Source organism: Paenibacillus chibensis, assembly GCF_004001045.1.
Lineage (GTDB): Bacteria > Bacillota > Bacilli > Paenibacillales > Paenibacillaceae > Paenibacillus_AQ > Paenibacillus_AQ chibensis.
The window spans coordinates 155,331-180,655 of sequence record NZ_BIMK01000009.1 but is presented as its reverse complement, the minus strand read 5'-3'; the positions used below and the strand labels follow the sequence as shown (position 1 = coordinate 180,655).

The following is a 25,325-nucleotide window of genomic DNA, read 5'->3' as shown; positions in this document are numbered from 1 at the left end:
AGGGGGAACGCGCTGTGAGCCTTCGATCGAAAGCAGGACCGGAGTGGACGGGATTTCAGGAAGCGAGGCCCTACGGTCCCAAATATGATCTGCGTACGGATTTTGTCATGGTATACGGCATATCAGAGGATTTGCCCGAACGTATCGACGGCTGGAAGCAGGCAGGATACACCGTTCATTTGATGACCGGCGTATCCTGGGGGGAATATCAGGATTATCTCTATGGACGTTTTGACGGCCGCAATCATTGGGACGAAGCTCAGATGGACCGGAATGGCAAGCGCTTGCTTCATGGGAAAGATGTTCCCTACATGGTGCCTACCATTTCCTTTGCGGCGTATCTATCCACGCATATCAAAAAAGCGATCGATGCCGGCGTGGAAGCCATCCATATGGAGGAGCCCGAATTCTGGGCAGTCTCGGGATATTCGGAAGCCTTCAAGCGCGAGTGGCTGAATTATTACGGAGAAGATTGGCAACCTCCTCATGCTTCCTGCGATGCGCAGTACAGGGCTTCCAAGCTGAAGGCAGCGATGTATTATCGGGCTATGGACCGGATTTGCAGTGAAATGAAGGAATATGCGCTGACGACATACGGCAGGACAGTCCGCTTTTATATTCCGACGCACAGCTTGATCAACTACACGCAGTGGCGGATCGTCAGTCCGGAGTCGATGTTTGTTTCCATGCCATCCTGTGACGGGTTTATCGCGCAGATCTGGACGGGAACCAGCCGGACGCCGAACGTGTACCAAGGAGTACGCAGAGAAAGGACGTTCGAAACGGCTTACCTGGAGTACGGCATGATGCAGGAGCTCACGCGCGGAACCGGCAGGGATATGTGGTTCTTGCATGATCCGATTGAAGACAATCCGTCGTATACCTGGGCGGACTATGAACAGAATTATCTGGCTACGGTGACCGCATCACTGCTCCATCCTGGGGTTAGCCGGTACGAGGTGTGCCCTTGGCCGCATCGGGTATTCGAAGGCAGCTATCCGAAGGAAGACGGCAGCGGAAAAGAGCCGATTCCCGGCACCTATGCCACTCAACTGCTGACCATCATGCATATGCTGGGCGAGATGCATAAGTATGACGGGGATATCGAGGAATCCGCTGCGTTAAAGGGCATAGGACTCTGTTTGGCCAATTCGGCCATGTATCAGCGCGGAAGCGTGGAGCATCCAGGCGATTCTCCACGCACCGCTTCGAGATACGACGGAACGCATTCGCCCTATACGCTTGAGGAAGAGGAGAAGGAGCTGCTGGACTGGTCGCCGTTCTACGGTCTGGCGCTTCCGCTTCTCAAAAGCGGAATTCCGGTACGGCCGCTCCAATACGACAATGTGCTGCATTTCCCCGGATACCTCGATGATTACAGGGTGCTGCTGCTCAGCTATGAATTCATGAAGCCGGAGCATCCCGGGATTCATCAGGTGCTTGCGCAGTGGATACGTGATGGCGGCATTCTCATATATGTCGGGGATGGGAGCGATCCCTATCACCAAGTGAGAGAATGGTGGAACCGGGATTCGCTGAGGGGTGCCTATGCGCATCCGGAGGAGCATCTGTTTGACTCCTTAGGCCTTGGCAGGGTGCCGGAGGAAGGCATGCATCCCGTCGGCAGCGGGGCCGTGCTGCTCATCCGGAAGCATCCGGCGGATCTCGCCGGGCATGCGGAAGGCGCCGAGCTGGTGATCGGTGGCGTCAAGCAGGCGCTAGGGTACCGCGGAGAGGCAGCGGAATTCAGAACGAAGGGGACGCTGGATATCCGGCGCGGGCCTTATCGAATCATCCATGTATTGGATGAGACTGATGCATTAGATTCGAACAATCAAGTCGAGCTTACCGGCTCGTTTATACCGTTGTTCGATCCGCACCTGCCGGTGGTCAAGCGGGTCCACCTGAAGCCCAATGGTAACGCGCTGCTCTATGATTTAGGCTTTCATGCCGATGATGCCGCGCAGCCGGGGATTCTAGCCACATCTTCCAGAATCCGCAGTGAAGTGCTATATGAGGGAGGATACTCGTGGATTGCCGAATCCCCCGAAGGGATTATGGTTAGCACCCGGCTGAGGACCCCTCTGCCTCCGATACAAGCAGCCGTTGAAGGCAAATCCATTCAGTTTGAATATGACAGCGAGACGGGAACCGTTTTACTGTCGTTCGAAGGCAGTCCTCAAGGCCGCAGTGTCAGAATCGATTGGAAATAGAAGAGATGAAAAAGTCCTTTATCCGCCGGATAAAGGACTTTTTCTGCAGGTTGAATGTGACGAGCACGACGCCTGTTATAATCACCCGCAGTTCATATTTTGACTGAACGTTCATTGAATGGTGTCGGCAACCTGAACAAGCTCCTCCGGACTATACAGCGGCACGAACTTCTGGTTCTTAATCTGATTTGAAATCAGCAGGAAGGTTAATCCGTCGTGTCTCCAATACAGCGCGCTCATGTTAGAATCGCTTTGAATCCAAGAAGGCTCGTCGTTTTTCAGCTTGGGTCCGTCTTTACCCTTAGGCTCGTCCTTATCCTGCGAGTTGCTCTCGACCAGGATGATCTGGCGTCCCATTTCCAGATTCGCGTAGGTGAGCTGTATCATGTCAAAAGGAGCTTGAATTATGCTCGCCGCCGTATGGCTAGGCGGAAAAGGCATCCGGATCTGTTTGACTTCAAACGAGACCTGCTTGAGTGTCTCATCAAACGATGGGGCTGAATTGTCGATATCCCATTTATAGCCCTTGTCGGTAATGACCATGCGGGTCTGATTGGACGGCTTGCCATAATCAAGGGAGGTTTGCTTGTCAGAGCTGCAGCCGGCGAGAAGTGCAGCGACCAGCAGGATGACGAGCACTCCCGCGTGTTTGTTCAAAAATAAACACCTCTCTCTTGCGGTAAATGATAGAATTCGGATTATCACGATTAAACCTTATATTTTACATAACGCTCGGTAGGGAAATAAGTTATAGGCCAAAATCCATAATATGGGATTCGTATCCATGAATCTATGGAGGATGCTTTTTTTCCAAAACGGTATAACCTTTTTCATATAACCAGCATCTAACGTTATGTATTAAAACCGATGAAGGATTATTTACGAAGGAGACCGTGACGTGTGGATATCAAATCAGAGGTGAAGAAGGCGAGAAAAGGGGATAACGACGCATTCATTCGGCTTGTGTTAAGCATGAAAACCAAAATGTACGGGCTTGCTTTCTCGATCCTTCGCAATAATGAAGACTGCGCGGATGCCATCCAGGAGACGATCCTGAAATCATACAAATCGCTGCATACCCTTAAAAAGCCGGAATATTTCCAAACCTGGATGTACAGAATTCTGATCAATGAATGCAACCAGCTTCTGAGAAACAAGTCCAAAACGGTGGCGGTTGAAAACCTGGAGCTAATGGCGGAACACGGACATGGGGATTATGAAGCTGTAGCAGTCAGAGAGGCCGTGGAACAGCTGGACGAACCGCTGCGGTTGGCGGTCAATCTTTTTTATTTTCAGGACTTGTCCATGAGAGACGTCGGCGATGTCTTGGGCATTAAAGAAGGGGCCGTCAAGGGCCGCCTGTTCAGGGCACGACAGCAGCTGATGCGTATTCTTGGTGATTCGCCGGAAAGGATGGTGGCACATGAATCCAAATGATTTGGAATCGAAGCTGAAGCGGGCTGCTTGGCTTCCTACCGATACGCTGCCGGAGATCGTCGAGACTAAAATGCAGGAGGCTCTGGGTCAGCTTGTATCCCTGTCACCGTCACGGAGACGGAAACGCCATATCGGCTTACTTTCTTCAGCCGCTGTTTTTATGCTCTGTCTGATCCTGCTTGCTTCCGCCTTCATCTCGCCTACCATGGCGAAATCTTTGAAGGAGATGCCATTCATTCAGGAAATCTACAAGCTCACTAACCATATGGGACTCCAAACGGCAGAAGAGAAGGGCATGCTGGAGGACATTAACCAAAGCATAACGAAGAACGGAGTCACCATTCGGATCACGAAGCTCGTCTACACGGGATCCACCATCTATTTCGTACTGGAGGAAGATACCGCGGATCACAAATTCAATAACCGTGATTTCAGCATGAGCGGAAAAGTGAACGGGGAATACGTAGATATGACGATGTCCCGAGGTCCCTTGAAAAAGTGGGGTCGTGCCAACGCGCCTTCCGCCACCATCGTAACGGTTAGCCATGCAGAATACAGCTCCAAGGATGGACAAAAGTACAATTTCCCCGACCAGTTTACGCTGAACCTCAAGATCGGACTTGTCGACATGCCGAAGGACGTGTTTCTATTCGATATTCCCGTGAAGAAGAATGAAGCCTCAAGCAGGGTGGTGACATCCGATGCTCCAGCCAAGGTATGGGGAAACTGTAAAATGGCTTTGGGAAGCATCGAGTTCACGCCCGTCATGACAAGACTGACCATGCATGAGGATAACGGAGTCAGGGATATCAGCGATAGTGGTCCTAAGTTTGGTTATCTGCTGGTCGATCAGGATGGCAATCAGGTGGAGAGCACGGGGGGGTCTTTTGGAAGCCGAATCAAGGGTACGGATTTTATGGCCGTCACCACGGATATGGATCCGCTGCCGAAGCTTCCGGAATCCATTACGATCCGTCCTTATATCGATGATTACGTTACCGGCAAGAAGACCTTTATTCCCGAGCTTGAGATGACGATCCCCGTCAAAAATTAATTTTGATAAAGGGCACTGCGAAGCTTGAAAAAAGCTCATGAAGCCATGCTGGTTTATACTATGCGTGGCTTCATGTTTTAGATTCTGCCATAAAATAACTTGAAAGCGCTGTTGTCAAATCGGGAACATTGTGTTATTTTATATCTGTAACCGGTTCCACATCGAGGAGAGAAAATGAAATGGCAACCATTCGAGACGTAGCGAAGCATGCCGGCGTATCGGTTGCAACCGTTTCCCGGGTGATCAATGAGACAGGCTATGTGCATGATGATACCCGCAAGAAGGTTGAAACCGCGATTAAAGCACTGCATTATACACCCAACGAAGTCGCAAGATCTCTGTTTAAACGTAAATCCAGGCTGATCGGCCTGCTGCTGCCGGACATCACCAACCCCTTCTTTCCTGAGCTGGCTCGCGGGGTGGAGGATGAGATGCAGGAGAACGATTTTCGAATTATTTTTGGCAACAGCGACGAGAATATGAAGAAGGAAAAAGAATATATACAAACCTTCGTCCAAAATAATGTGGTTGGCGTCATCGCTTCCACGAACCATCCGGATACCGATACATACCGGAGATTGAACATTCCGGTGGTGTTCCTGGACCGGACGGCGGATAACCGCCCGTCGGTCTATGCCGACGGGTGTGAAGGCGGAAGAATTGCCGCCCAAGAGATGGTTGCGCGCGGCAGCCGGCAGATCACGGTCATGCAGGGGCCCACGCATATCCGGCCGGCCCAGGATCGCTTTAAGGGAGCCATCGAAGCTCTGAGCGAACAGGGGATAGCATTTAACGTTGTCATGACCTCGTCGTTTTCCTTTACGGAGGCGGGGACATGGGCGAAAGAACTGTTTGAGCAGCATCCCTTCACGGACGGGGTCATCGCCAGCAACGATATCGTGGCGACAGCCGTTCTGCATGAAGCCCTCAGGCTTGGCAAGAACGTGCCGGATGATGTGCAGATTATCGGTTTTGACGATATTCCGCTAAGCAGTTTGCTTACACCGTCGCTGACGACGATCCGGCAGCCGGCATACGATATGGGCAGGGCTGCAGCGAATTTGCTTGTCCGTTTGATTGACGATGTAAACATAGATAACAAAACCATTCAGATGCCCGTGACGTTTACGGAGCGGGATACGACCAGGAAGGTGAATCAGCATGGCTAAAATTATTGTAGTAGGAAGCTCTTCAATAGATCTTGTCGTCACATCGTCCAAACGCCCGGGAGCCGGTGAAACGGTTCTCGGCGAGAGTTTCAAAACCGTGCCCGGCGGTAAAGGCGCGAACCAGGCCGTTGCAGCGGCACGTCTTGGAGCCGATGTTACGATGATCGGGCGAGTAGGGGACGATACGTTCGGCGAAACGATTTTAAATAACTTCAAGAAGAATCATGTTTCTACACGTTATGTGGAACCGGTTACACATATGGAAAGCGGCACGGCTCACATCGTGCTGGCTGAAGGCGATAACAGTATTGTTGTAGTTAAAGCAGCCAATAATGAGGTAACACCGGCTTATATTGATCAATCCTTGGATGCTTTCGAGGATGCGGATATGGTCATGATCCAGCAGGAAATTCCGGTTGAGACCGTTACGCATGTCAGCAAAGTTTGCAAGCGGCTGAATATTCCTCTGCTGCTGAATCCGGCTCCGGCACGGGCGCTGGAGGATGAGGTGATTCATAATGCCGAATATATCACGCCTAACGAGCATGAAGCCGAGATTTTGTTCTCCGGGCTTCCGGTTTCCGAAGCACTCCGCAAATATCCCAACAAGCTGTTCATCACCGAAGGCAGCAACGGCGTCCGTTATTTCGATGGAGCCAAGGAAGTGCTTGTCCCGTCCTACCAGGTGGAGGCCGTTGATACGACAGGAGCGGGAGATACGTTTAATGCGGCATTTGCCGTCGCACTGGCTGAAGGCAAACCGGTGTATGAAAGCGTCCGTTTTGCGAATCGTGCCGCCTCCTTGTCGGTAACGAAGTTTGGCGCCCAGGGCGGCATGCCGGTGCGCGAAGAAGTGGAGGCGCAAATGTGAGATGAAAAAGCAGGGGATTTTGAACAGCCACATTTCCAAAGTATTGGCCGATCTGGGCCACACTGATACGATCGTCATCGCGGATGTCGGGCTTCCGATCCCCGATGGTGTCGAAAAAATCGACCTGGCATTAACGCTCGGCTCACCGAGCTTTGAAGAAACCGTCAATGCGGTAGCAGCCGACATGGAGATTGAGAAGGTCGTGATTGCGAATGAAATTCAGACCGATAATCCGCAAGCGCTTCATTATATAGAAGGGAAATTCGCGGGGCGGGCGATTGAAACCTGTCCCCATGAGGAGTTCAAGCAGCTGACCCGGAAGGCTAGAGCCGTGATCCGCACTGGCGAGGCCAAGCCGTTCGCGAACATCATTTTACAAGCCGGCGTGTACTTTGGCTGAAAAGCATCTGCTTACGAAGCAAGTTTTGCTATGAAGAACAGTCAAGAAGCATTGCTCGCAAAACAAAGCATCTGCTTACGAAGCAAGTTTTGCTATGAAGAACAGAGTTTTGCTATGAAGAACAGTCAAGAAGCATTGCTCGCAAAACTAAGCATCTGCTTACGAAGCAAGTTTTGCTATGAAGAACAGTCAAGAAGCATTGCTCGCAAAACTTTTTAGGAGGAGTCCTTATGCACATTCAAATGAAAGGAATCCACAAAGCCTTCGGCACGAACCAGGTCCTGTCCGGTGTGGACTTTGACCTGAGAGAAGGCGAGGTTCACGCCCTTATGGGCGAGAACGGTGCCGGCAAGTCCACCCTGATGAATATTCTCACCGGACTGCATGCCAAGGATAAAGGGACGATTGTCATCGACGGCAAGGAGACGTATTTTGCCAATCCGAAGGAAGCGGAGCGCCAAGGCATCGCGTTCATCCATCAGGAGCTGAATGTATGGCCGGATATGACCGTGCTTGAGAACCTGTTCATCGGCAGGGAGATGTCGTCGGGCTGGGGGATTTTGAAAACGAAAGAAATGAAGGCGCTCGCGAAGGAGCAATTCAAGCGACTGTCCGTGGACATTCCCTTGAATACCGAAGCCGGAGAGTGCTCGGTCGGGCAGCAGCAAATGATCGAAATTGCGAAGGCGCTGCTGACGGATACCAAAGTCATCATCATGGATGAACCGACCTCGGCGTTGACCGAAAGGGAAATCGAAAAGCTGTTCGAGGTCATTGCCTCCTTGAAAAATGAAGGCGTATCCATTGTATATATCTCGCACCGGATGGAAGAGATTTTCACGATTTGTGACCGGATCACCGTCATGAGGGACGGGCGTACCGTGGACACCAAGGACATTCCGCACACCAATTTCGATGAAGTCGTGAAGAAAATGGTGGGAAGAGAGCTGACGGAGCGCTACCCTGCCAGAACACCAAGCCCCGGCGAGATTGTTCTCGAGGTGGAGCATGCGTCACGCAAGGGATGGTTTGAAGATGTATCCTTCCAGGTTCGCGCCGGCGAAATTGTCGGCTTCTCCGGACTGATGGGTTCGGGACGCACGGAGATCATGCGAGCGCTGTTCGGGCTTGACCATTTGGACAGCGGCGAAATCCGCATTTTCGGCAAGAAGGCTCATATCCGGAAACCGGTGGATGCTGTGAAGCTGGGAATCGGCTTCATTACGGAGGACCGGAAGGATGAAGGGCTGATCCAGGACTTCTCCGTCCGTGACAATATGGTGCTTCCGAGCCTGAGCGGATTCACCTCCAAGGGCTTGATATCCTCCCAGAAGGAAAAGGTGTTCGTTGACGCGCTGATCAAGCGGCTGCAAATCAAGACGCATTCTTCCGAAACGGCGGCGGGCAATCTGTCCGGTGGGAATCAGCAAAAGGTGGTCATCGCCAAATGGGTGGGGATCGGACCCAAGCTCCTCATTCTGGATGAACCGACCCGCGGGGTAGACGTCGGCGCCAAGCGCGAAATTTATCAGCTGATGAACGAACTGACAGGACACGGCGTGGCGATCATCATGGTATCCTCCGAACTTCCGGAAGTGCTGGGCATGAGCGACCGGATCGTGGTGGTACACGAAGGCAGCATTTCAGGAGAACTGAGCAAGGAAGAAGCGACGCAGGAAAAAATAATGACGCTGGCTACAGGGGGACAGTAACATGACAACGGTGAATGAAGCAAAAACTTCCAAAGGCTTTCAGGTATCGCAGATCACGCAAAAATTGGGACCACTGGTTGGCCTCATCATTCTGATTATTATCGTATCGGTTCTGAATCCAAGCTTTTTGGAACCGCTTAACATTCTCAATCTGCTGCGGCAGGTATCCATCAACGCATTGATCGCGTTCGGCATGACCTTTGTCATTCTGACCGGCGGGATCGATTTGTCCGTCGGCTCCATACTGGCCTTATCGAGTGCTTTCGTAGCCAATATGCTGGTCGCCGGCTTCGATCCGATTCTGGCGATCATTATCGGCTGTCTGCTCGGCGGCATTATGGGGATGATTAACGGGCTATTGATCACGAAGGGCAAAATGGCACCGTTTATCGCCACGTTGGCAACCATGACGATTTTCAGAGGTTTGACACTCGTCTATACAGATGGCAACCCCATTACCGGCCTTGGCGACAGCATGACATTCCAGCTGTTCGGCCGCGGCTATGAGCTTGGCATTCCGGTGCCGGCCATTACGATGATTATTACGTTCGCATTGCTCTGGGTCGTGCTGCACAAGACGTCATTCGGGCGTAAAACCTATGCGATCGGCGGCAACGAAAAGGCGGCCATCGTATCCGGCATCAAGGTATCCCGCGTAAAAATCATGATTTACGGTTTGGCGGGTCTGCTGTCTGCATTGGCAGGGGCTATCCTGACCTCTCGCCTGAATTCTGCGCAGCCGACGGCAGGTACGTCTTATGAGTTGGACGCCATCGCGGCGGTTGTATTGGGCGGTACAAGCCTATCCGGTGGCCGCGGCCGCATTGTCGGCACCCTGATTGGTGCGCTGATCATCGGTACGCTGAATAACGGCTTGAACCTGCTCGGCGTATCCTCCTTCTACCAAATGGTCGTCAAGGGCATCGTCATCCTGATTGCCGTACTCATTGACCGGAAGAAATCTGCATAAGGGAGAGACATATATGAAAAAGCTAACGTTCTTACTGGCAGCGCTTCTGCTTATTCTTACCACGGGATGTTCCCTGGAACCGCCAAGCTGGGCCAAGCCTAAAACGGGCGGGGACATTAAGGACATGAAGATTGGTCTTTCGATTTCGACGCTGAACAATCCGTTCTTCGTTTCCTTGAAGGATGGCGTCGTTGCCGAAGCGAAAAAGCACGGAATCGAAACCATTGTCGTCGACGCGCAGAACGATTCCGCCAAACAAAGCAACGACGTCGACGACTTGATGCAAAAGGGCGTCAACGTTCTGCTCATTAATCCGACCGATTCCGCAGCGATTTCCACCGTCGTGCAGTCGGCGAACAATTTGGGCATTCCCGTGATCACCCTGGACCGCTCGGCGGATAAAGGGGATGTGAAGGCATTGGTTGCCTCGGACAACGTCAAGGGCGGCAACATGGCAGCCGAGTATATCGAGAAAATCGTCGGCAAAGGCGCCAAAGTGATTGAATTGGAAGGCGTTGCAGGGGCTTCGGCGACCCGGGAACGCGGTAAAGGCTTCCATGAAGTGGCTGATAAGGAATTGAAAGTCATTGCCAAGCAGACAGCCGATTTTGACCGGACGAAAGGCTTGAACGTGATGGAAAATCTGCTGCAGGCAAATCCGGATGTACAGGCGGTCTTCGCGCACAACGATGAAATGGCGCTCGGTGCCATTGAAGCGATCAAAAGCTCCGGCAAAGATATTCCGGTCATCGGCTTTGACGGCAATGATGACGCGTTGAAATCGATCCAGGAAGGTAAGCTCACCGGCACCGTGGCACAGCAGCCTGAATTGATCGGGCAGTTGGCCGTGCAAGCAGCGTATGATGTGCTGCAAGGCAAGACGGTTGAAAAATCGATTCCCGCACCTTTGAAATTGGTGACGAAAGAACCATAATCATGATGCTGAAAACAGCCTCCAACCTGTGTTGGAGGCTGTTTTGGTATTCAATAAGCCTCTATGAAAATTGTACAATTCTTAAAAAAATCAGTACAATCAAACTTACAAAGAAGGTAGTCATATGTGATCATGCAGATTAGATCATGATTTTAAAAACACCATGGATAAAAAGGGGTATTTTTTGATGACAACGCGTAGAACCAATCCTAAAGTGGATGAATTCATAGGGAAATCCAAGAAGTGGAAGAAGGAATATGAGAAGCTGCGGGAACTCGTTCTTGAGTTTGATCTGACCGAAGAATATAAGTGGATGCATCCTTGTTACACGCTTCAGAACAAGAACATTCTTTTAATACACGGATTTAAGGAATACTGTGCGATTCTGTTTATCAAAGGCTCCTTGATGAAGGATGCCCATGGCATTCTCATTCAACAAACGGAGAAGGTACAGGCGGGACGCCAGATCCGGTTCTCCAACGCTCAAGAAATAACGGCCAAGGAATCCATTTTGAAAGCGTATATTCAGGAAGCTATTGGCATTGAAAAATCCGGCCTGCAAGTAGAATTTAAAAAGCATGAAGAATACGACATTCCTGAAGAGCTTCAGAATAAATTCGATGAAATCCCCGCCCTGAAGCCTGCATTCGAAGCGTTGACGCCCGGGCGGCAAAGAGCGTACCTTTTTTATTTTTCCGCACCCAAACAATCCAAAACCCGGGTGTCCAGGGTTGAAAAGTATATGCAGCAAATTCTCAATGGCAAGGGATTAAACGATTAGGACGTGGATTGACAGGAAGCACCTCATAAGATCAAATCAGACGGCAATTTCCAAGCACCCAGCCTATGCATTCGGGTGCTTTTTTCGTACACGGCTGACTGCTTGCCAAACCTTTGAATGCACCAGGGAATGAAGGCAAAAGGCAAACCTTTCGTTAATGATCACATTCCGCGATTCTGTTCATTGCCGGGTAAGACGGCATCCCTTATAATGAACTAAGGAAGATAATCAACGCAGTGTTCATTATCTTATTGGAGGTAGGACATATGGAAACAACGGTTAGTGTAGAGCAGGTCAGCAGAGCATTCGGGAAAAAAACGGTCCTCTCCGGAGTTAGTCTTCATATGGAGAAAGGACAGATTTACGGATTGATCGGACCATCCGGAGCCGGAAAAACCACGCTCGTCAAAATGATGGTCGGCATGGATAAACCGGATCAAGGCACCATTGAAGTGCTTCGTACTCCGATGCCAAGCCTCAGCATGCTGCAGCAAATCGGCTATATGGCCCAATCGGATGCATTGTATAACGAGCTGACGGGCGAAGAAAACCTCCGGTTTTTTGCTTCGATGTTCAAAATGGGCAAAACGGAGCAAAAGCAGCGGATCGCGTATGCGGCCAAGTTGGTCAATCTCACGGATGAGCTGGAGAAAAAGGTGTCCGCCTACTCCGGCGGCATGAAACGGAGATTATCCCTGGCCATCGCGCTGCTGCATAACCCGCCGATCCTGATTCTGGATGAACCGACGGTAGGGATCGATCCGGAGCTGAGGCAGTCGATCTGGGCTGAGCTGATCCGGCTCAAGGGAACGGAGCAGAAAACGATTATCATTACGACTCATGTTATGGATGAAGCGGAGAAATGCGATGTGCTGGCGATGGTGCGCGAAGGCCGGATATTGGCCAGCGGAACGCCCTTGCAGCTGAAACAACAGTATGATGCGGAAAACCTGGAAGACGTATTTTTGCGGGCGGGAGGGAAAGAGTCATGAGAATACGCGCACTTGTCCTGAGAATTTTCCAGCAGCTGCTGCGTGACAAACGAACGCTCGCGATGCTCTTTCTCGCGCCTCTGCTGGTACTGAGCTTGATGTATTACCTGTTTAATCATACCGGCAACGCATCGGATGCGAAGATTGGGGCGGTCAACCTGAATCCGGCGATCGTCGAGCTGCTGAAAGAAAAGGGCATGGATATTACGACCTATGATCAAGCCAGCAAGGACGTTGTTGTGAATGACAATCTGGACGCCATGATGGAATGGCGGGACAATACATTGCATCTGATTTTGAAGAACAACGACCCTTCCCAGTCCAAGGCGCTGCAAATGACCGTCAGCCAGGCGGTGGCTGGACTTGCGGATACGGCGCAGAAGCTTGGAAACCCAGCAGCGGCTCCGCAGATCACAGTGAAGACGGATTATGTATACGGCGACGCAGACACGACCTTTTTTGACACGCTGAGTCCCATCTTGATCGGATTTTTCGTATTTTTCTTCGTGTTCCTGATTTCGGGCATCGGACTCCTGCGGGAGCGCACGACGGGGACGCTCGAACGCTTAATGTCCACCCCGGTACGCAGAGGCGAGGTGATCACGGGTTACTTGGCGGGCTACGGCATTTTCGCGCTGCTGCAAACGGTCATCGTCGTGCTGTTTGCAACCCTGGTGCTCGGCATCCATCTGGAAGGCTCGCTCTGGCTCGTTTTATTGACGAATATTTTGCTCGCCTTCGTGGCGCTTTCGCTCGGCATTCTGCTGTCGACCTTCGCCGCATCCGAATTTCAAATGGTGCAGTTCATTCCGATCGTCATTATTCCGCAGGTTTTTTTCGCGGGCATTTTCCCGCTCAACCATATGGCGGAATGGATTCAGATCATAGCCCGAATCATGCCGCTGTATTATGGGGCTGATGCGCTTAAAAGCGTGATGTACAAAGGAATGGGATTTGGAGATATCGCGCTTGATCTGGTAGTGCTGGTGTGTTTCGCCGCACTCTTTATCGGGCTGAACATATTGGCGCTCAAAAAGTATCGGAAGCTTTGAACTGTTCGGCTGGTTCATTCTTTTTGCACCCGATGTAACAAATGGTTATGGTCTCACGTTTAAATGGTAAACCCTCCATTCGCAATACAGGGATGGGCGTGGTTTACGGTTTGAGAGGTGAACGACTTGAGAAGATGGCTGCTGTGTGGAGTGTGTATGCTGCTTCTGATATCCCTCTCCGCCTGCCGCAGCGGCAAGACGGAGTTTGAAACCAAGGTGGACTGGGTTGATTTTATTATGCTTGATCAGACTATGTACACGCATCTACCTCATCGCGGCATCGTCGCCGATCCTTCCCAAGTCGCAACGGAAACGCCGATCGGCTTCACGGCATTTGAGATCAGCGGGAATATTCATCATGCCGGATACCAGCCGAAGGATGGCGATGCTGCATTTTTACCGGCTGGAACTGCGATTTACGGATTGAACGACCCATCAGAGCCAGCGGTGATCGCGGTTAAGGATCCGGCAGAGGTCAATGGATTCAAGCTATATACTGCGGAACATTCGGATTTTCAGCCTACTGCCGAGGAGCTGGATCTGAGTAAAGTCATCCGGATTGATATTTACCAGACAAACCCGAGTCCTAAGCGGCTGCACGTGTTGACCGGAGCGGAAATGAAGGATTTTATCCGGCTCTTGGAGAAAGGGCAGGATTCGATGGATCAGCCGGACTCCAGTGCGGTTTTGACCTATTATGATGTTATTTTTTATGGGATGAAGCCCTATGCCTTCTCTCGTGCTTTAGCGGATGACGGCAGAGACTTCATTTTCTATGGTAAGAACGTTCAGAAGGTGTCTCCAGAGATCAAAAAATATGTTGAATAGAGCTGTAAAAGGGCCGATACGTTCAAATCAAATTCATATTGCCGAAGCCGCTGAGTATCCAATACAATATTTTCATGTTCAAACATCGATGAAATAACCAGCATTTGAAAGGGACAAATCCATTGTAGGCGAGGTTTAGGGGATATGGCAGCAGTGAAACCGGTCGAATACCCAACGATCGACACCGAGCGTTTGCACTTGAGGCTGCTTACGCTGCAGGATGCGGAAGAAGTCCGTCGGCATTTTGCTGACGAAGAGATTACGCGGTTCATGGATATTGATCCTTGCAAGGATGTGGAAGAAGCAGAAGAGATCATCCGATATCATCTGGATGATGCAGGCTGCCGCTGGGGGATTTACGATCAAGCATCCCGCAGCTTTATGGGCACATGCGGATATCATTATCTTAGAACTTCGGATGGCGAGTTTGTCGCGGAGATCGGCTTTGACCTGGCCAAGGACAGCTGGGGGCGGGGCTATATGACGGAGGTGATGCAGGCTGTGATACGGTTTGGCTTTGAAACGATGAAGCTGACGATGATCGATGCAACCGTTGAGCCTGATAACGTCAGGTCTATTCATCTCATGGAGAAGCTCGGATTTGTCAAAGCGTCGGAGCTTCAGGCGGGATTGGTCTATTTCTCCAAGCGTCGCGAGCAGTGATTATATTTCATCCAGCAGCTTTCGATCATGATTGTGAAACCACTCCGAGGAGTGGTTTTTTACGTGTAGCATTGGATTTTTTTCTGTAGGATGATAGAAACGTTCGGTTTGAATCGATATATAAGGTGTAGCCGTTTTAAAAAGGAGATTAATCAATGAAGATTACGGAAGAGAACCTTGTTTCCGAACTGCGAAGGCAAAATGAAAAGGCGCTTTATTATGTGATAGACCTGTATGGCGGCTTCATCAAAAACATCATTCGTAAACACCTTCACCAGCAGGATATGCATGAAGAATGCATGGACGATATTTTGCTGTCGGTATGGACGCATACGAATTCGTTTACGGGAGAGAAGGGATCCTTCAAGCATTGGCTTGCTGCCGTTTCCAAATTCAAAGCGATCGATTACGAGCGGAAATATTATAGGGAGAATAGCAAGGTACAGTTGATTGGAAACGATGTGGAGCAGATCAGTGGCAGTTACATACTTGAGACGGAGAATGAACTCCGCAAGGAATTGGAAGAGATGCTCGGCAGTCTGAGGGAACCCGACCGAGCGTTATTTTTAAACCATTATTTTCATGATCAAAGCGTTGGAGAAATCGCATCCCATATGGGCGTAAAGCATTCTTGGGTATACAATCGGCTGTCCCGCGGACGAAAAAAATTGAAGGCTATGTATAAAGGATTCAGGGAGCTATGAAACGAACGGAGGTGTCAAAATGAGGGATATATATGAACTTTTTAACGAAGCTGACGTTGATATAAGTCTTTATGAGGACGAATGCTTAAGCGAGATAGAGAGAAAACGCATCAAAAAAAGAATGAAAAGAAAACTTCATCTTCATAACCCACGGTTACAGCGGGGGAGATACAGACTGGCAGCCATCAGCTTGGTTGCTGTTATCTGCCTGGGATTTGCGACCGGACTGCCCGTGAAGGCGCTATCCGGCGTACCATTCTTTCGCATGTTGATGGCCGAGCATATGAAAAGTGACGAAGCTGTGATACAAAGATATACGACCACCGTCGGACAGACGGTCAGCGATTCCGGCATGGATATCCGACTGGACGATGTACTGGTGGACGAAGGGCAGCTTCTCATTGCGTACACCGTTCATGCCACGGATACCCCTCTGGAAGGAATCGGTTTTCCTTGGATGTCCGTATATGTGAACGGGACAGAAATACCGCGGAACGGCAGCGGCAATAAATCCCGCCTGGACGCAGCCACAATCTCATTTGTTCAGGCGGTCGATCTTCCGGATCATACGTTTAAGGGCTCACTCGATATTCAAATCGTGATCAGCGGGATACCTTTTCAGAATCGAGACACGGTGAATGGAACATGGGGCTTTGCCATGACGACTTCTACGGAGAAGCTCATGCGCGAGACCAAGAAAATCGCGGTTCATCATCAGATTGCGCTGGATAACGGGCAAATCATTACCGTGAGCAAGCTCGTCCTGAGTCCGGTGTCGACAACGCTCTATTATGAAATATCAGGTGGAAATGAATGGGATATGCATTTTATAATGACGGATCAGAACGGGAAAAGTATTGAACAGCAATCAGCCCGCAGCAACATGAAAAGTAACTTCAATCGTTATCCCGCTTTAACAGGGCAGGAGACGGAACTATTGTTAACGCCTGTGATCATGCCTGGAGCAGAAAGCGAAGATCATGTGCTGAAGCGTCAGACGTTGAAAGAGCATAGCTTTACCATTCAGATTCCCGGGCCATGAATGGGAAGCCGCATTTCAGTGCGCAATCGCAAAAGTACCTGGACTATCCATAATTAATTTCTGGAAAAGATTATAATAAACATGGAAATATCCCCTTGAAGTTTACTCGTTCTCTTCATGAAATGCTGAAGATTTTCGAGTATTTACTTCAAGGGGATCTTATTTATGCCTCGTTTATATTATAATAAAAAAAAGAACAAATATTCTACTGGAACGGTGATGTGCGATTTCATGGAATGGGATAAAAAGCCGCTGGATTTTGCGGAAATCGATATGAAGGATGAACCGGCGCAGGATGGCGCCGGCTTGCGGAGCCTTGCCATCCCGGAGCGGAAAGAACCTCCTGCCGTGGAGCGCATTCCCTTTGTCAAAGCGCTGTCGAGAGAACGGCAGTTCGTTCAGCAGGCAAGGGCGTTAGAGGAACGGAGGGGCGAGCCGGCTCCCTTCGTGCCCTTTATGAGCTATTGGCCGACATACGAGCAGATGAGCGAGGCTCAGCGCAGCTGGTATTTTTATTGGAGAAGCGAGGTGCGGGGCGGACAATACCTGTTCACGGACCTTTCATATGTTTTTGTCTATCTGTATGAGCTGATTCATGGGATCGGCTGGCAGGCCCCCTATCAAGGGTACGCGTTATGGATAGGCATCTGGGAGGCGTACGGCACAAGATATCCCAAACTGAACGCCTATTTGGCGGATTGGGTTTGCGACTTTGTGCTGGTACATCATCTGGATGTTCCTTTGATGGACATTTTGTCCCGTTCCGATACGTCCAGAACCCATGAGCTGTTCGATTTGGAGCTCAGCGGGCTGTTACGCGGGAATCCGGCTTCCTTGACGTTCGGACAAGTGATGACGTTATCCGATTACGATGTGCAGCGCAGCAAATTTTACCAGGACGGCGGAAGTGCGCTGATGGAAGAGTATGTGCCAAAAGTGCTTGCAATTGTGGATTCCTACATGCAAAAGACAACCGGCAAAACGCTGGTGGATACCTTTTATAAAGGGCCGGGAAAAACGATCGAGCGTTATTTGTTCCGGAGTGCCATCTATGATGCTTCCCTCTATGGGAGAACGTTCGCGCTGCGCCTGGATCAGGTCCGAAAATGCGCGCCGCTGCGCTACTATATCACCCAGCTGGTGCGCAGTACGGAAAATAAGCTGAGAGAGCTCAGGCAGTTTAAAGGCCGTCTCCGGGGCGTAAGCCTGAAGAGTGAAACGGAAACGTTGATACAGCGCTATCTGGAGAGAGAATATCAAGCCGCCAAGCCGGTGCTGCCCGCCATTTCCATCGATGCGGAGAAGCTTGCCCTGCTGCAGCGGGACAGCGAGGAAGTACGGAGCATGCTGACGGTGGAAGCCTGGGAAGATGAGCCTGATTCGCAGGACCAAGAGGTTTCTGCCCCAGACATGGCTGTGGGCAAGGAAGGCTGGACGCATGATGCGCCGTTTCAAGAAATGCTGCATGAGGCATTGCCGAATTCAGATGTCCATGTTGAGCGGCTGCCTGAAGATCCTTTCTTCGAATGGAAGACAACCGGGCTGGACGAGGACTGGACGCAGTTTGCGGAACAGCTGGGACAAGCGCATCTGGAGGTTTTGTATGCCTTGAAGTTGCATGCCTCCGCTCATGAGCTGGAACTGATAGCCGAAACGTATGGAACGATGCCCGAACTGCTGCTAGATGAAATCAATGGAATTGCAATGGAAACGATCGGTGATCTGGTCATCGACGGCGAGCGCATATCGGAAGAATATGAGAATTATTTTGAATCATTAACGAGGTGAATCGCATGACTGACATAAAAATACCAAAGCGGCTGACGACCGCGCTCGTCAATTCCCTGACCGCAGGCGTAGTCCCGCGGATCGGACTGGAGCATATCGCCGTCGGGCGCAAGCCTGAAGTGGAAGCCATTTTGAGGGATATGGAAAATATCGCCGAGGGCGGAGCCGCCATGAAGCTGATTACCGGACGCTACGGCAGCGGGAAAAGCTTTCTGCTGCAAACGATCCGCAACTATGCGCTCGACCGGGACTTTGTAACCGCGGATGCGGATCTGTCGCCTGAACGGAGATTGGTCGGCACGAAGGGACAAGGTCTGGCCACGTACCGCGAGCTGATGATGAATTTATCGACGCGGACACGCCCCGACGGCGGAGCGCTCGAAGCCGTGCTGCAAAAGTGGATTTCCACGATACAGCAGGAGGCGATGAAGGAAAGCGGATTGCGTCCGGGTGATCCGGCACTTCCGGGTGAAGTGGAGCGGCGGATTTTCGAAGTGACGGGAGCGATGCAGAATCTGGTGCATGGCTTTGATTTTGCCCGGGTGCTGGCCGCGTATTGGAATGGATACAAGCTGGGGGAGGAAGAGAAAAAGCAGGCCGCGCTGCGCTGGCTGCGGGGTGAATTTCCGAACAAGACCGAAGCGAGAAAAGAGCTGGAAGTCGGCGTCATCATTGATGACGACAACTGGTACGATTATATGAAGCTATGGTCCGAATTTATGGCCAAAATCGGCTACAGAGGACTGCTCCTTTTTATTGACGAAGGCGTGAATTTGTACAAAATATCGAACAGCGTGTCGCGCACAAGCAATTACGAGAAGCTGCTGACCATGTTCAATGACACGATGCAGGGCAAAGCGGAGCATCTCGGCATTTTTCTCGGAGGCACTCCACAGTTCGTCGAGGATGAACGACGCGGTTTGTTCAGTTATGAGGCGCTGCGTTCGCGTTTGGTCGAGGGTCGTTATGCCGGCAAAGGCTATCGCAACTACACCGGCCCGATCCTGAAACTGGAGATGCTCTCGCATGAAGAGATCCTGATTCTGCTGCAGAAGCTGCGGCAAATCCATGCCCTTCATTTTGGTTATGCACCGTCTCTGACCGATGAGGACCTGATTCAGTTCATGGAGATGGCGGTTGGCCGGATGGGAGCGGACGAGCTGCTCACTCCGCGCGAAGTGGTGCGCGATTTCATGGACCTGCTTCATACCCTGCACCAGAATCCGGAAGCTACCTTTGCGCAGCTGCTGGGCGAGCGCATGGCTGCACCGGCTGCCGCCGATCAGGAGAAGGATGATTTGGACGACTTTTTGGCGGAGTTTGAGCTATGAGTGGCGGTGAGACTCACGTATTTTACCGGTTGGCACCGTTCATCCAGGAATTTATCTACCGGAAAAGATGGGAGACGCTGCGGCCTGCGCAGGTTGAAGCGCTTCAGATTTGCATGGACACCTCCCACCATATGCTGATCGCCGCCGGCACGGCTTCGGGGAAGACGGAGGCCGCCTTCTTTCCGGCATTAACCGAGCTGTATGAACGTCCGTCTTCTTCCGTCGGCATTCTCTATATCGGTCCGCTGAAGGCGCTCATCAATGACCAATTCGAGCGGATCAAAGAGCTCTTGCGGGAAGGGAATATTCCCGTCTGGCACTGGCACGGAGATGTGTCCCAGACAGAGAAAACCAAGCTGATGCGAAGTCCTTCCGGCGTGCTGCAGATTACGCCCGAATCTCTGGAAGGCTTGCTGATGAACCGGCCAAACGCCATTCCGGCACTGTTTCATGACCTCAGGTATATTATTATTGACGAGGTCCACGCTTTTATGGGCGCTGACAGGGGGATTCAAGTACTGAGCCAGCTGGCTCGGATCGAGAGAATGACGGGCTGCTCGCCAAGGCGCGTTGGCTTGTCTGCCACCCTGAGCGATTATGATGCCGCGAAAGCTTGGCTGGGTGCAGGCAGTAGCCAGCCGGTAGAGGCGGTGTCCGTGCCGGGAGGACGCAAGCTGCGGCTGCGTGTCGAGCATTTTTCGTTCCCTGATGCCCGTGACGAAGAGCAGGCAGAGCATTTGCAGAATGCCCGCAAAGCTTATTACGATTTTGTCTATGACAGCACGCATCTGAAAAAAGCGCTGGTGTTCACCAACAGCCGCTCGGATGCGGAGCTGACGACGCTGGAGCTGCGCCGGGTCGCGGCACATCGTCATCAACCGGACGTGTTCCATGTGCATCACGGCAGCATATCAGCAATGCTGCGCGAAGAGGCGGAGGCGGCCCTGAAGAACGGCCCCGGTCCTGCTGTCGCAGCCGCAACGCTGACGCTAGAGCTGGGCATCGATCTCGGGGAGCTGGAGCGGGTCGTTCAGCTCGGTGCGCCATACAGCGCATCCAGCTTCGTGCAGCGGCTCGGGCGGTCTGGAAGGCGCAACGACGCGCCGTCCGAGATGCTGTTCGTCTGTCCCGAAGAGGAGGACGAAGATGCCATGCTGCCTGCGAGGATGCCGTGGACGCTGCTGCGTGCCATCGCGGTCATCGAGCTGTATGTGAGGGACCGCTGGGTCGAGCCGCTCGAAATCCGGCAGATGCCGATCGGCTTGCTGTATCATCAGACGATGAGCATCCTGAAAAGCCGCGGGGAAGCGACGCCTGCGGAGCTCGCAGCGGATGTGCTGTCGCTGCCTTCTTTTTGGCAAATCGCTCTGGATACATACAAAGTGTTCCTCAACTACCTGCTGCAGACGGATCATATCCAGTGGACCGAGCAGGAGAGCTTCATCATCGGTCTGACGGGCGAGAAGATCGTGAACAATTTCCGCTTTTACGCCGTTTTCAAGGATGACGAGGAGCATGCCGTGTACAACGGTTCGGAGGAAATCGGTTCGATTACGACCGTCCCGCCGCCGGGATATTGCTTTTCACTGGCCGGAAAGCTGTGGAAGGTAACCGAGGTCGATACGAAGCATAAGGCGGTGTATGTGAAAGCGGCGCTCGGAAAGGTCGATACGCTGTGGCTGGGAGCGGGCGGAGATATTCATACGCTGGTCGTGCGGAAAATGCGCGAAGTGCTCGCCGACAGCACGCTGTACAGCTATTTGTCGCCTCAAGCCGTGAACCGGCTGGAACGTGCCCGCCGCTTGGCCAGAGAAAGCGGGCTGCTGAAATCGGTGGTTATCCCGGCCGGTGGCGATTCGATGTTCATTTTGCCATGGATCGGCAGCAAATCGTTCCGCACGCTGGAAAGGCTGCTGAAGAACAATTTATCCGAACGGCTCTCCCTGCGCTCGATTACCCCGATGGAGCCCTATTACTTCGTCGTAGCCGGCAAAGCCGACAGCCAGGTGCTGCTCGAGCAAATCATGAAGGAAAGCGCGGAATGTACGGATCCGTCCTCCCTTCTTGGACCCGAAGAGGCACCCTATCTGGGGAAGTATGACGAGTTTGTCGCGCCGGAGCTGGTAAGGCAGGCTTTTGCTGTGGATGGACTGGATGTGGAAGGACTCAAGCAGGGCTTGAGTTTGATATGGAATACATCGAGGCCGCAATGAGGCTGGAGATGAAATTGCTTTGAATCGATGTGATGCTTTTTCATATGGAATGCTTGTATACGACGACTGCCATGACTCTATAACGGAAAATCCGATGCCTCGGGTTTTCCGTTTTTCAATAGGTTCAATGAAGCGGATGCCGGCTCTAGGATCCGGGATGAATAGAGACTCAAGCAGCGCTTGATATACCGTGGGAACGTTCCTTTGCTACACTGGATTCATCAACCGATAAGGAGTGTTTGAAATGTTCGATATGGTCAAAATCGGCAGAAACATTGCCAAGATGAGAAAAGAAAAAGGAATGACACAGATGGAAATGGCTGATAAAATGGGCGTCAGCTATCAGGCGGTCAGCAATTGGGAGCGGGGAGAGACGATGCCCGACATCTCAAAGCTGCCGGAGCTCGCAGAGATATTCGAAGTAAGCATTGAACACATCCTGGAAGATCAAAAAGGAAGCAAGATCGTCCATACGTTCGTCAATCAGAATACATCTGAATTTCTCAAAAACAATGAGGTGACGGTTGAAGATTTCTCCGCGATTGCACCGATTCTGAAAGCGGAACAGGCCGATGAAGTGTTTGAACACATCAAAACGAAATTTAAAATTCAGGACATGATTGCGCTTGCCCCGTTCGTCAGTACCGAGCTGATCGATGAGTGCGCAAGAACGGCCTTCGAGGCGGAAGGCATCGATGAGCTGAAGCACCTGGCGCCGTTCATGAGCGATGAAGCCATCGACGAATGCGCGAGAAAGTCGTTTGAAACCCGAGGTATCGAGTCACTGAAGCACCTGGCACCGTTCATGAGCGACGAAGCCATCGACGAATGCGCGAGAAAGTCGTTTGAAACCGAAGGTATTGAGTCGCTGAAACACCTGGCACCGTTCACGAGCCGTGAAGTGATCGATGAATGCGCGAGAATATCGTTTGAAACCGAAGGCATCGAGTCGCTGAAGCACCTGGCACCGTTCATAGGCAGTGAAGCAATCGAGGAATGTGCCAGAAAAGCATTCGAAGCCGGCGGGCTCCATTCCTTGAGACCCATTGCCCCGTTTCTAAATCAGGGAGTCATCGAAAAATGGATCAGAGCCGGGCTTGAGTATACTTCTTGACCATGAAAAGATCATAACATCTTCCCTATGGCCGTTGTTATTTATACTAGAGAACAAGAATAGGCCACTAGGGAGGATATACGTCGCATGTTCGTTTTGAAAAAAATCATTTTGGCTGCGCTGATCGTTACGAGCGCGTCCGGGTGCACGCATTCAACATCCGATGCTGCTATGCTCGAAAGCCGGGTTCACGCTGATGAATCGAAACCAACTGCCAATTTGCCCGTTGATTTAGCAGGATTGCATGTTCAAATGCCGGCGAAATGGAAGCTTGAAGCGCAAAGCAAAACGCATGATCTTATGCTTAATGAAGAAGGCGAAGTCAGTGGCGATATATACTCGATTGAAGAACCGAAGGATTTTGATTTTCATACCGTGAAGCCGAATCATAGTGAAATTATCGACGACGAATATTTCGACGTTCCGCTCGGAACCTGCAGGCTGATTACGCTGGATGCTGACAACGGGACTGCGGCGTCAGGCATCACAGGGACGCATGACCATTATTACGCCGTCATTGCCGACAGCTCGCGTTCCATCTTGCTGTTGAACTTCTCAAAAAACGATAATGAGTCAAGCACGAAGCAGCAGTTTATAGACCTTTTGAGAAGCTTGGCTTGGGAGAAGTAATGAGGCAAGCCGGGCTCATGAAACCGCATGTTTCTTCTTTGGATTGCGTCATATCAGTAAATACAACGGATTTCTTCATGAGTGATCCTCCAGGTTTTCTTTAATTGATTGTATTACGCGAAAAAGCATCCACAGCCGCTGCTGTAGATGCTTTTTTTCGTGTAACGAATCAATTCTATAAAGCCCAAGCTCCGATCAAACCGCTCAACAATCCCGCGATCACGACGGCGCCGACAACGAAAGCCAGCACTTTTCTCGGAAAAGCTCTGCCGACGATGAGGACGGAGGGGAGGCTGACTGCGGGCAGGGTGACAAGCAATGCCGCGGCCGGGCCTGTTCCGATGCCAAGCGCCAGAAAAGACTGAATGATCGGAATTTCCGCCGCTGTCGGAATGACGAACAACGTGCCGACAATCGCGAACAAGGCAATGGCGGCGATGCCTCCGCTTACCCAGACGGGAAACAGGGTCGATTGAAAAGCTCCGAGCAGCAGCACGGCGATCAGATAAGCAGGTACGACGCTCACGATCATCATCCATAGGCTTTTCAGCCAGCGTTTCAGGAACGGGCCGTGCTCAGGTTTAGCTTGATCTTCCGGAACCGTCGCTACGGATGCAGGAACTTCCGTATTACCTGCGAACCGGTTAGCAAAATAACTGACACCGAAGGTTAGCACGAGTCCGAAAACGATCCTCATCAGCGTGAATTTCCAGGATAGGACAAACGCCATAAACACGAGCGTGGCCGGGTTGAGCAGGGGGTTTCCGAGCCAGAAAGCCAGTGCCGCGCCTACGGAAACGTTGCGCTTGCGCAGACCACTTGCGATAGGCGCTGCACAGCAGGTGCACATCATACCTGGCAATGCGGACACGCCTCCGATGAAGGTGCTTTTAAACCCGGCTTTGCCGAGCTTCTGATACAGCCAGTTTACCGGCAGCAGCACCTGTACGAGCGAACCCAGCAATATGCCCAGCACGGCTGCTTTCCAGACCGATTTGAAGTAAGCCTTGGCATATTCCAGTGCGGCGTGCCAGGAGGGGCCATCCTGCTCCATGCCCAATATCGACGAGCCGATGGAATGCTTGGATGCTGCCGTAAAGGCTTTATGGTAATACGGCCACCATTTGACGTATAGCAGACCGATGACCGCGATCATGACGAAGATAAGAGCCAACCACATGGACCTTTTCGTTGAAGGACGGCGTGTGGACGAGTTGACAGGTGACATAGGTAATTCCTCCTTCAAAGAATGAACAAGTATTTATTTTAAATCTCCGGTTGAATTAAAACAAGAAAATTTTCATATTCAAATGTAATTTACAATATACTTTCATGAATTTCCTCTCTTAAAACAATTCCACATCAAAACACATGAAATGGTGATAGGACACCCATCTTCCCCCATATAATGGCTAGTAACCGATACA

At 51.3% G+C, this 25,325-nt stretch carries 23 protein-coding genes; 21 read left to right on the top strand and 2 right to left on the bottom strand.

Annotated features, from left to right (window positions below; translation table 11 throughout):
- Positions 1-14: 14 nt before the first annotated feature.
- Positions 15-2,213, top strand: coding sequence for a hypothetical protein (locus tag PCH05_RS09510; protein WP_127602146.1), 2,199 nt, complete (start codon positions 15-17; stop codon positions 2,211-2,213).
- A 111-nt stretch (positions 2,214-2,324) separates the two neighbouring features.
- On the opposite strand, the gene PCH05_RS09505 is transcribed toward PCH05_RS09510, so the two are convergent.
- On the bottom strand, positions 2,325-2,870 hold the full coding sequence (locus tag PCH05_RS09505; protein WP_127602145.1) for a hypothetical protein: 546 nt from the start codon (positions 2,868-2,870) through the stop codon (positions 2,325-2,327).
- Between the two features lie 243 nt (positions 2,871-3,113).
- Here PCH05_RS09505 and PCH05_RS09500 point away from each other — a divergent pair, with 243 nt between their 5' ends.
- From PCH05_RS09500 to PCH05_RS09405, 20 genes are all read left to right on the top strand, one after another.
- On the top strand, positions 3,114-3,650 hold the full coding sequence (locus tag PCH05_RS09500) for a sigma-70 family RNA polymerase sigma factor (RefSeq protein ID WP_127602144.1): 537 nt from the start codon (positions 3,114-3,116) through the stop codon (positions 3,648-3,650).
- Positions 3,637-4,704 (top strand): DUF4179 domain-containing protein, encoded by a 1,068-nt coding sequence (locus PCH05_RS09495; protein ID WP_127602143.1) that lies wholly within the window; start codon positions 3,637-3,639, stop codon positions 4,702-4,704. Before PCH05_RS09500 ends, PCH05_RS09495 begins: the two co-directional genes overlap by 14 nt.
- A gap of 179 nt (positions 4,705-4,883) precedes the next feature.
- On the top strand, positions 4,884-5,873 hold the full coding sequence (locus PCH05_RS09490) for a LacI family DNA-binding transcriptional regulator (protein WP_127602142.1): 990 nt from the start codon (positions 4,884-4,886) through the stop codon (positions 5,871-5,873).
- On the top strand, positions 5,866-6,744 hold the full coding sequence (gene rbsK, locus PCH05_RS09485; RefSeq protein WP_127602141.1) for a ribokinase: 879 nt from the start codon (positions 5,866-5,868) through the stop codon (positions 6,742-6,744). Before PCH05_RS09490 ends, rbsK begins: the two co-directional genes overlap by 8 nt.
- Position 6,745: 1 nt before the next feature.
- A complete protein-coding gene (gene rbsD / locus PCH05_RS09480; protein WP_127602140.1) occupies positions 6,746-7,144 on the top strand; it encodes a D-ribose pyranase in 399 nt (132 codons plus the stop codon).
- A gap of 230 nt (positions 7,145-7,374) precedes the next feature.
- Positions 7,375-8,856 (top strand): sugar ABC transporter ATP-binding protein, encoded by a 1,482-nt coding sequence (locus PCH05_RS09475; RefSeq protein ID WP_127602139.1) that lies wholly within the window; start codon positions 7,375-7,377, stop codon positions 8,854-8,856.
- Position 8,857: 1 nt separating this feature from the next.
- Positions 8,858-9,826: a ribose ABC transporter permease RbsC gene (gene rbsC, locus PCH05_RS09470; protein WP_127602138.1), complete on the top strand. Its 969-nt coding sequence runs from the start codon at positions 8,858-8,860 to the stop codon at positions 9,824-9,826.
- A gap of 13 nt (positions 9,827-9,839) precedes the next feature.
- Positions 9,840-10,760, top strand: coding sequence for a ribose ABC transporter substrate-binding protein RbsB (rbsB, locus tag PCH05_RS09465; RefSeq protein ID WP_127602137.1), 921 nt, complete (start codon positions 9,840-9,842; stop codon positions 10,758-10,760).
- Between the two features lie 187 nt (positions 10,761-10,947).
- Positions 10,948-11,541, top strand: a complete 594-nt coding sequence (locus PCH05_RS09460) for a YdeI/OmpD-associated family protein (protein ID WP_127602136.1) — start codon at positions 10,948-10,950, stop codon at positions 11,539-11,541.
- Between the two features lie 266 nt (positions 11,542-11,807).
- On the top strand, positions 11,808-12,533 hold the full coding sequence (locus tag PCH05_RS09455) for an ABC transporter ATP-binding protein (RefSeq protein WP_127602135.1): 726 nt from the start codon (positions 11,808-11,810) through the stop codon (positions 12,531-12,533).
- Positions 12,530-13,585 (top strand): ABC transporter permease, encoded by a 1,056-nt coding sequence (locus PCH05_RS09450; protein ID WP_127602134.1) that lies wholly within the window; start codon positions 12,530-12,532, stop codon positions 13,583-13,585. Before PCH05_RS09455 ends, PCH05_RS09450 begins: the two co-directional genes overlap by 4 nt.
- Positions 13,586-13,741: 156 nt before the next feature.
- Positions 13,742-14,413 (top strand): hypothetical protein, encoded by a 672-nt coding sequence (locus PCH05_RS09445; protein WP_164766599.1) that lies wholly within the window; start codon positions 13,742-13,744, stop codon positions 14,411-14,413.
- Between the two features lie 144 nt (positions 14,414-14,557).
- Positions 14,558-15,076, top strand: coding sequence for a GNAT family N-acetyltransferase (locus PCH05_RS09440; RefSeq protein ID WP_127602132.1), 519 nt, complete (start codon positions 14,558-14,560; stop codon positions 15,074-15,076).
- Positions 15,077-15,231: 155 nt separating this feature from the next.
- Positions 15,232-15,780, top strand: coding sequence for a sigma-70 family RNA polymerase sigma factor (locus PCH05_RS09435; RefSeq protein WP_127602131.1), 549 nt, complete (start codon positions 15,232-15,234; stop codon positions 15,778-15,780).
- A 121-nt stretch (positions 15,781-15,901) separates the two neighbouring features.
- Complete coding sequence (locus PCH05_RS09430) at positions 15,902-16,822, top strand: DUF4179 domain-containing protein (RefSeq protein WP_164766598.1); 921 nt, start codon at positions 15,902-15,904, stop codon at positions 16,820-16,822.
- A gap of 231 nt (positions 16,823-17,053) precedes the next feature.
- Complete coding sequence (locus PCH05_RS09425; RefSeq protein WP_164766597.1) at positions 17,054-18,610, top strand: TerB N-terminal domain-containing protein; 1,557 nt, start codon at positions 17,054-17,056, stop codon at positions 18,608-18,610.
- A gap of 5 nt (positions 18,611-18,615) precedes the next feature.
- On the top strand, positions 18,616-19,941 hold the full coding sequence (locus PCH05_RS09420) for an ATP-binding protein (RefSeq protein WP_127602128.1): 1,326 nt from the start codon (positions 18,616-18,618) through the stop codon (positions 19,939-19,941).
- Positions 19,938-22,154 carry a DEAD/DEAH box helicase gene (locus tag PCH05_RS09415; protein WP_127602127.1) on the top strand — a complete coding sequence of 739 codons (2,217 nt, stop codon included), beginning with the start codon at positions 19,938-19,940 and terminating at the stop codon, positions 22,152-22,154. Before PCH05_RS09420 ends, PCH05_RS09415 begins: the two co-directional genes overlap by 4 nt.
- A gap of 244 nt (positions 22,155-22,398) precedes the next feature.
- Positions 22,399-23,268 carry a helix-turn-helix domain-containing protein gene (locus PCH05_RS09410; RefSeq protein WP_218030518.1) on the top strand — a complete coding sequence of 290 codons (870 nt, stop codon included), beginning with the start codon at positions 22,399-22,401 and terminating at the stop codon, positions 23,266-23,268.
- 87 nt (positions 23,269-23,355) lie between these two features.
- On the top strand, positions 23,356-23,898 hold the full coding sequence (locus tag PCH05_RS09405) for a hypothetical protein (RefSeq protein ID WP_127602126.1): 543 nt from the start codon (positions 23,356-23,358) through the stop codon (positions 23,896-23,898).
- A gap of 175 nt (positions 23,899-24,073) precedes the next feature.
- On the opposite strand, the gene PCH05_RS09400 is transcribed toward PCH05_RS09405, so the two are convergent.
- A complete protein-coding gene (locus PCH05_RS09400) occupies positions 24,074-25,126 on the bottom strand; it encodes a permease (protein ID WP_127602125.1) in 1,053 nt (350 codons plus the stop codon).
- Between the last annotated feature and the right edge of the window lie 199 nt (positions 25,127-25,325).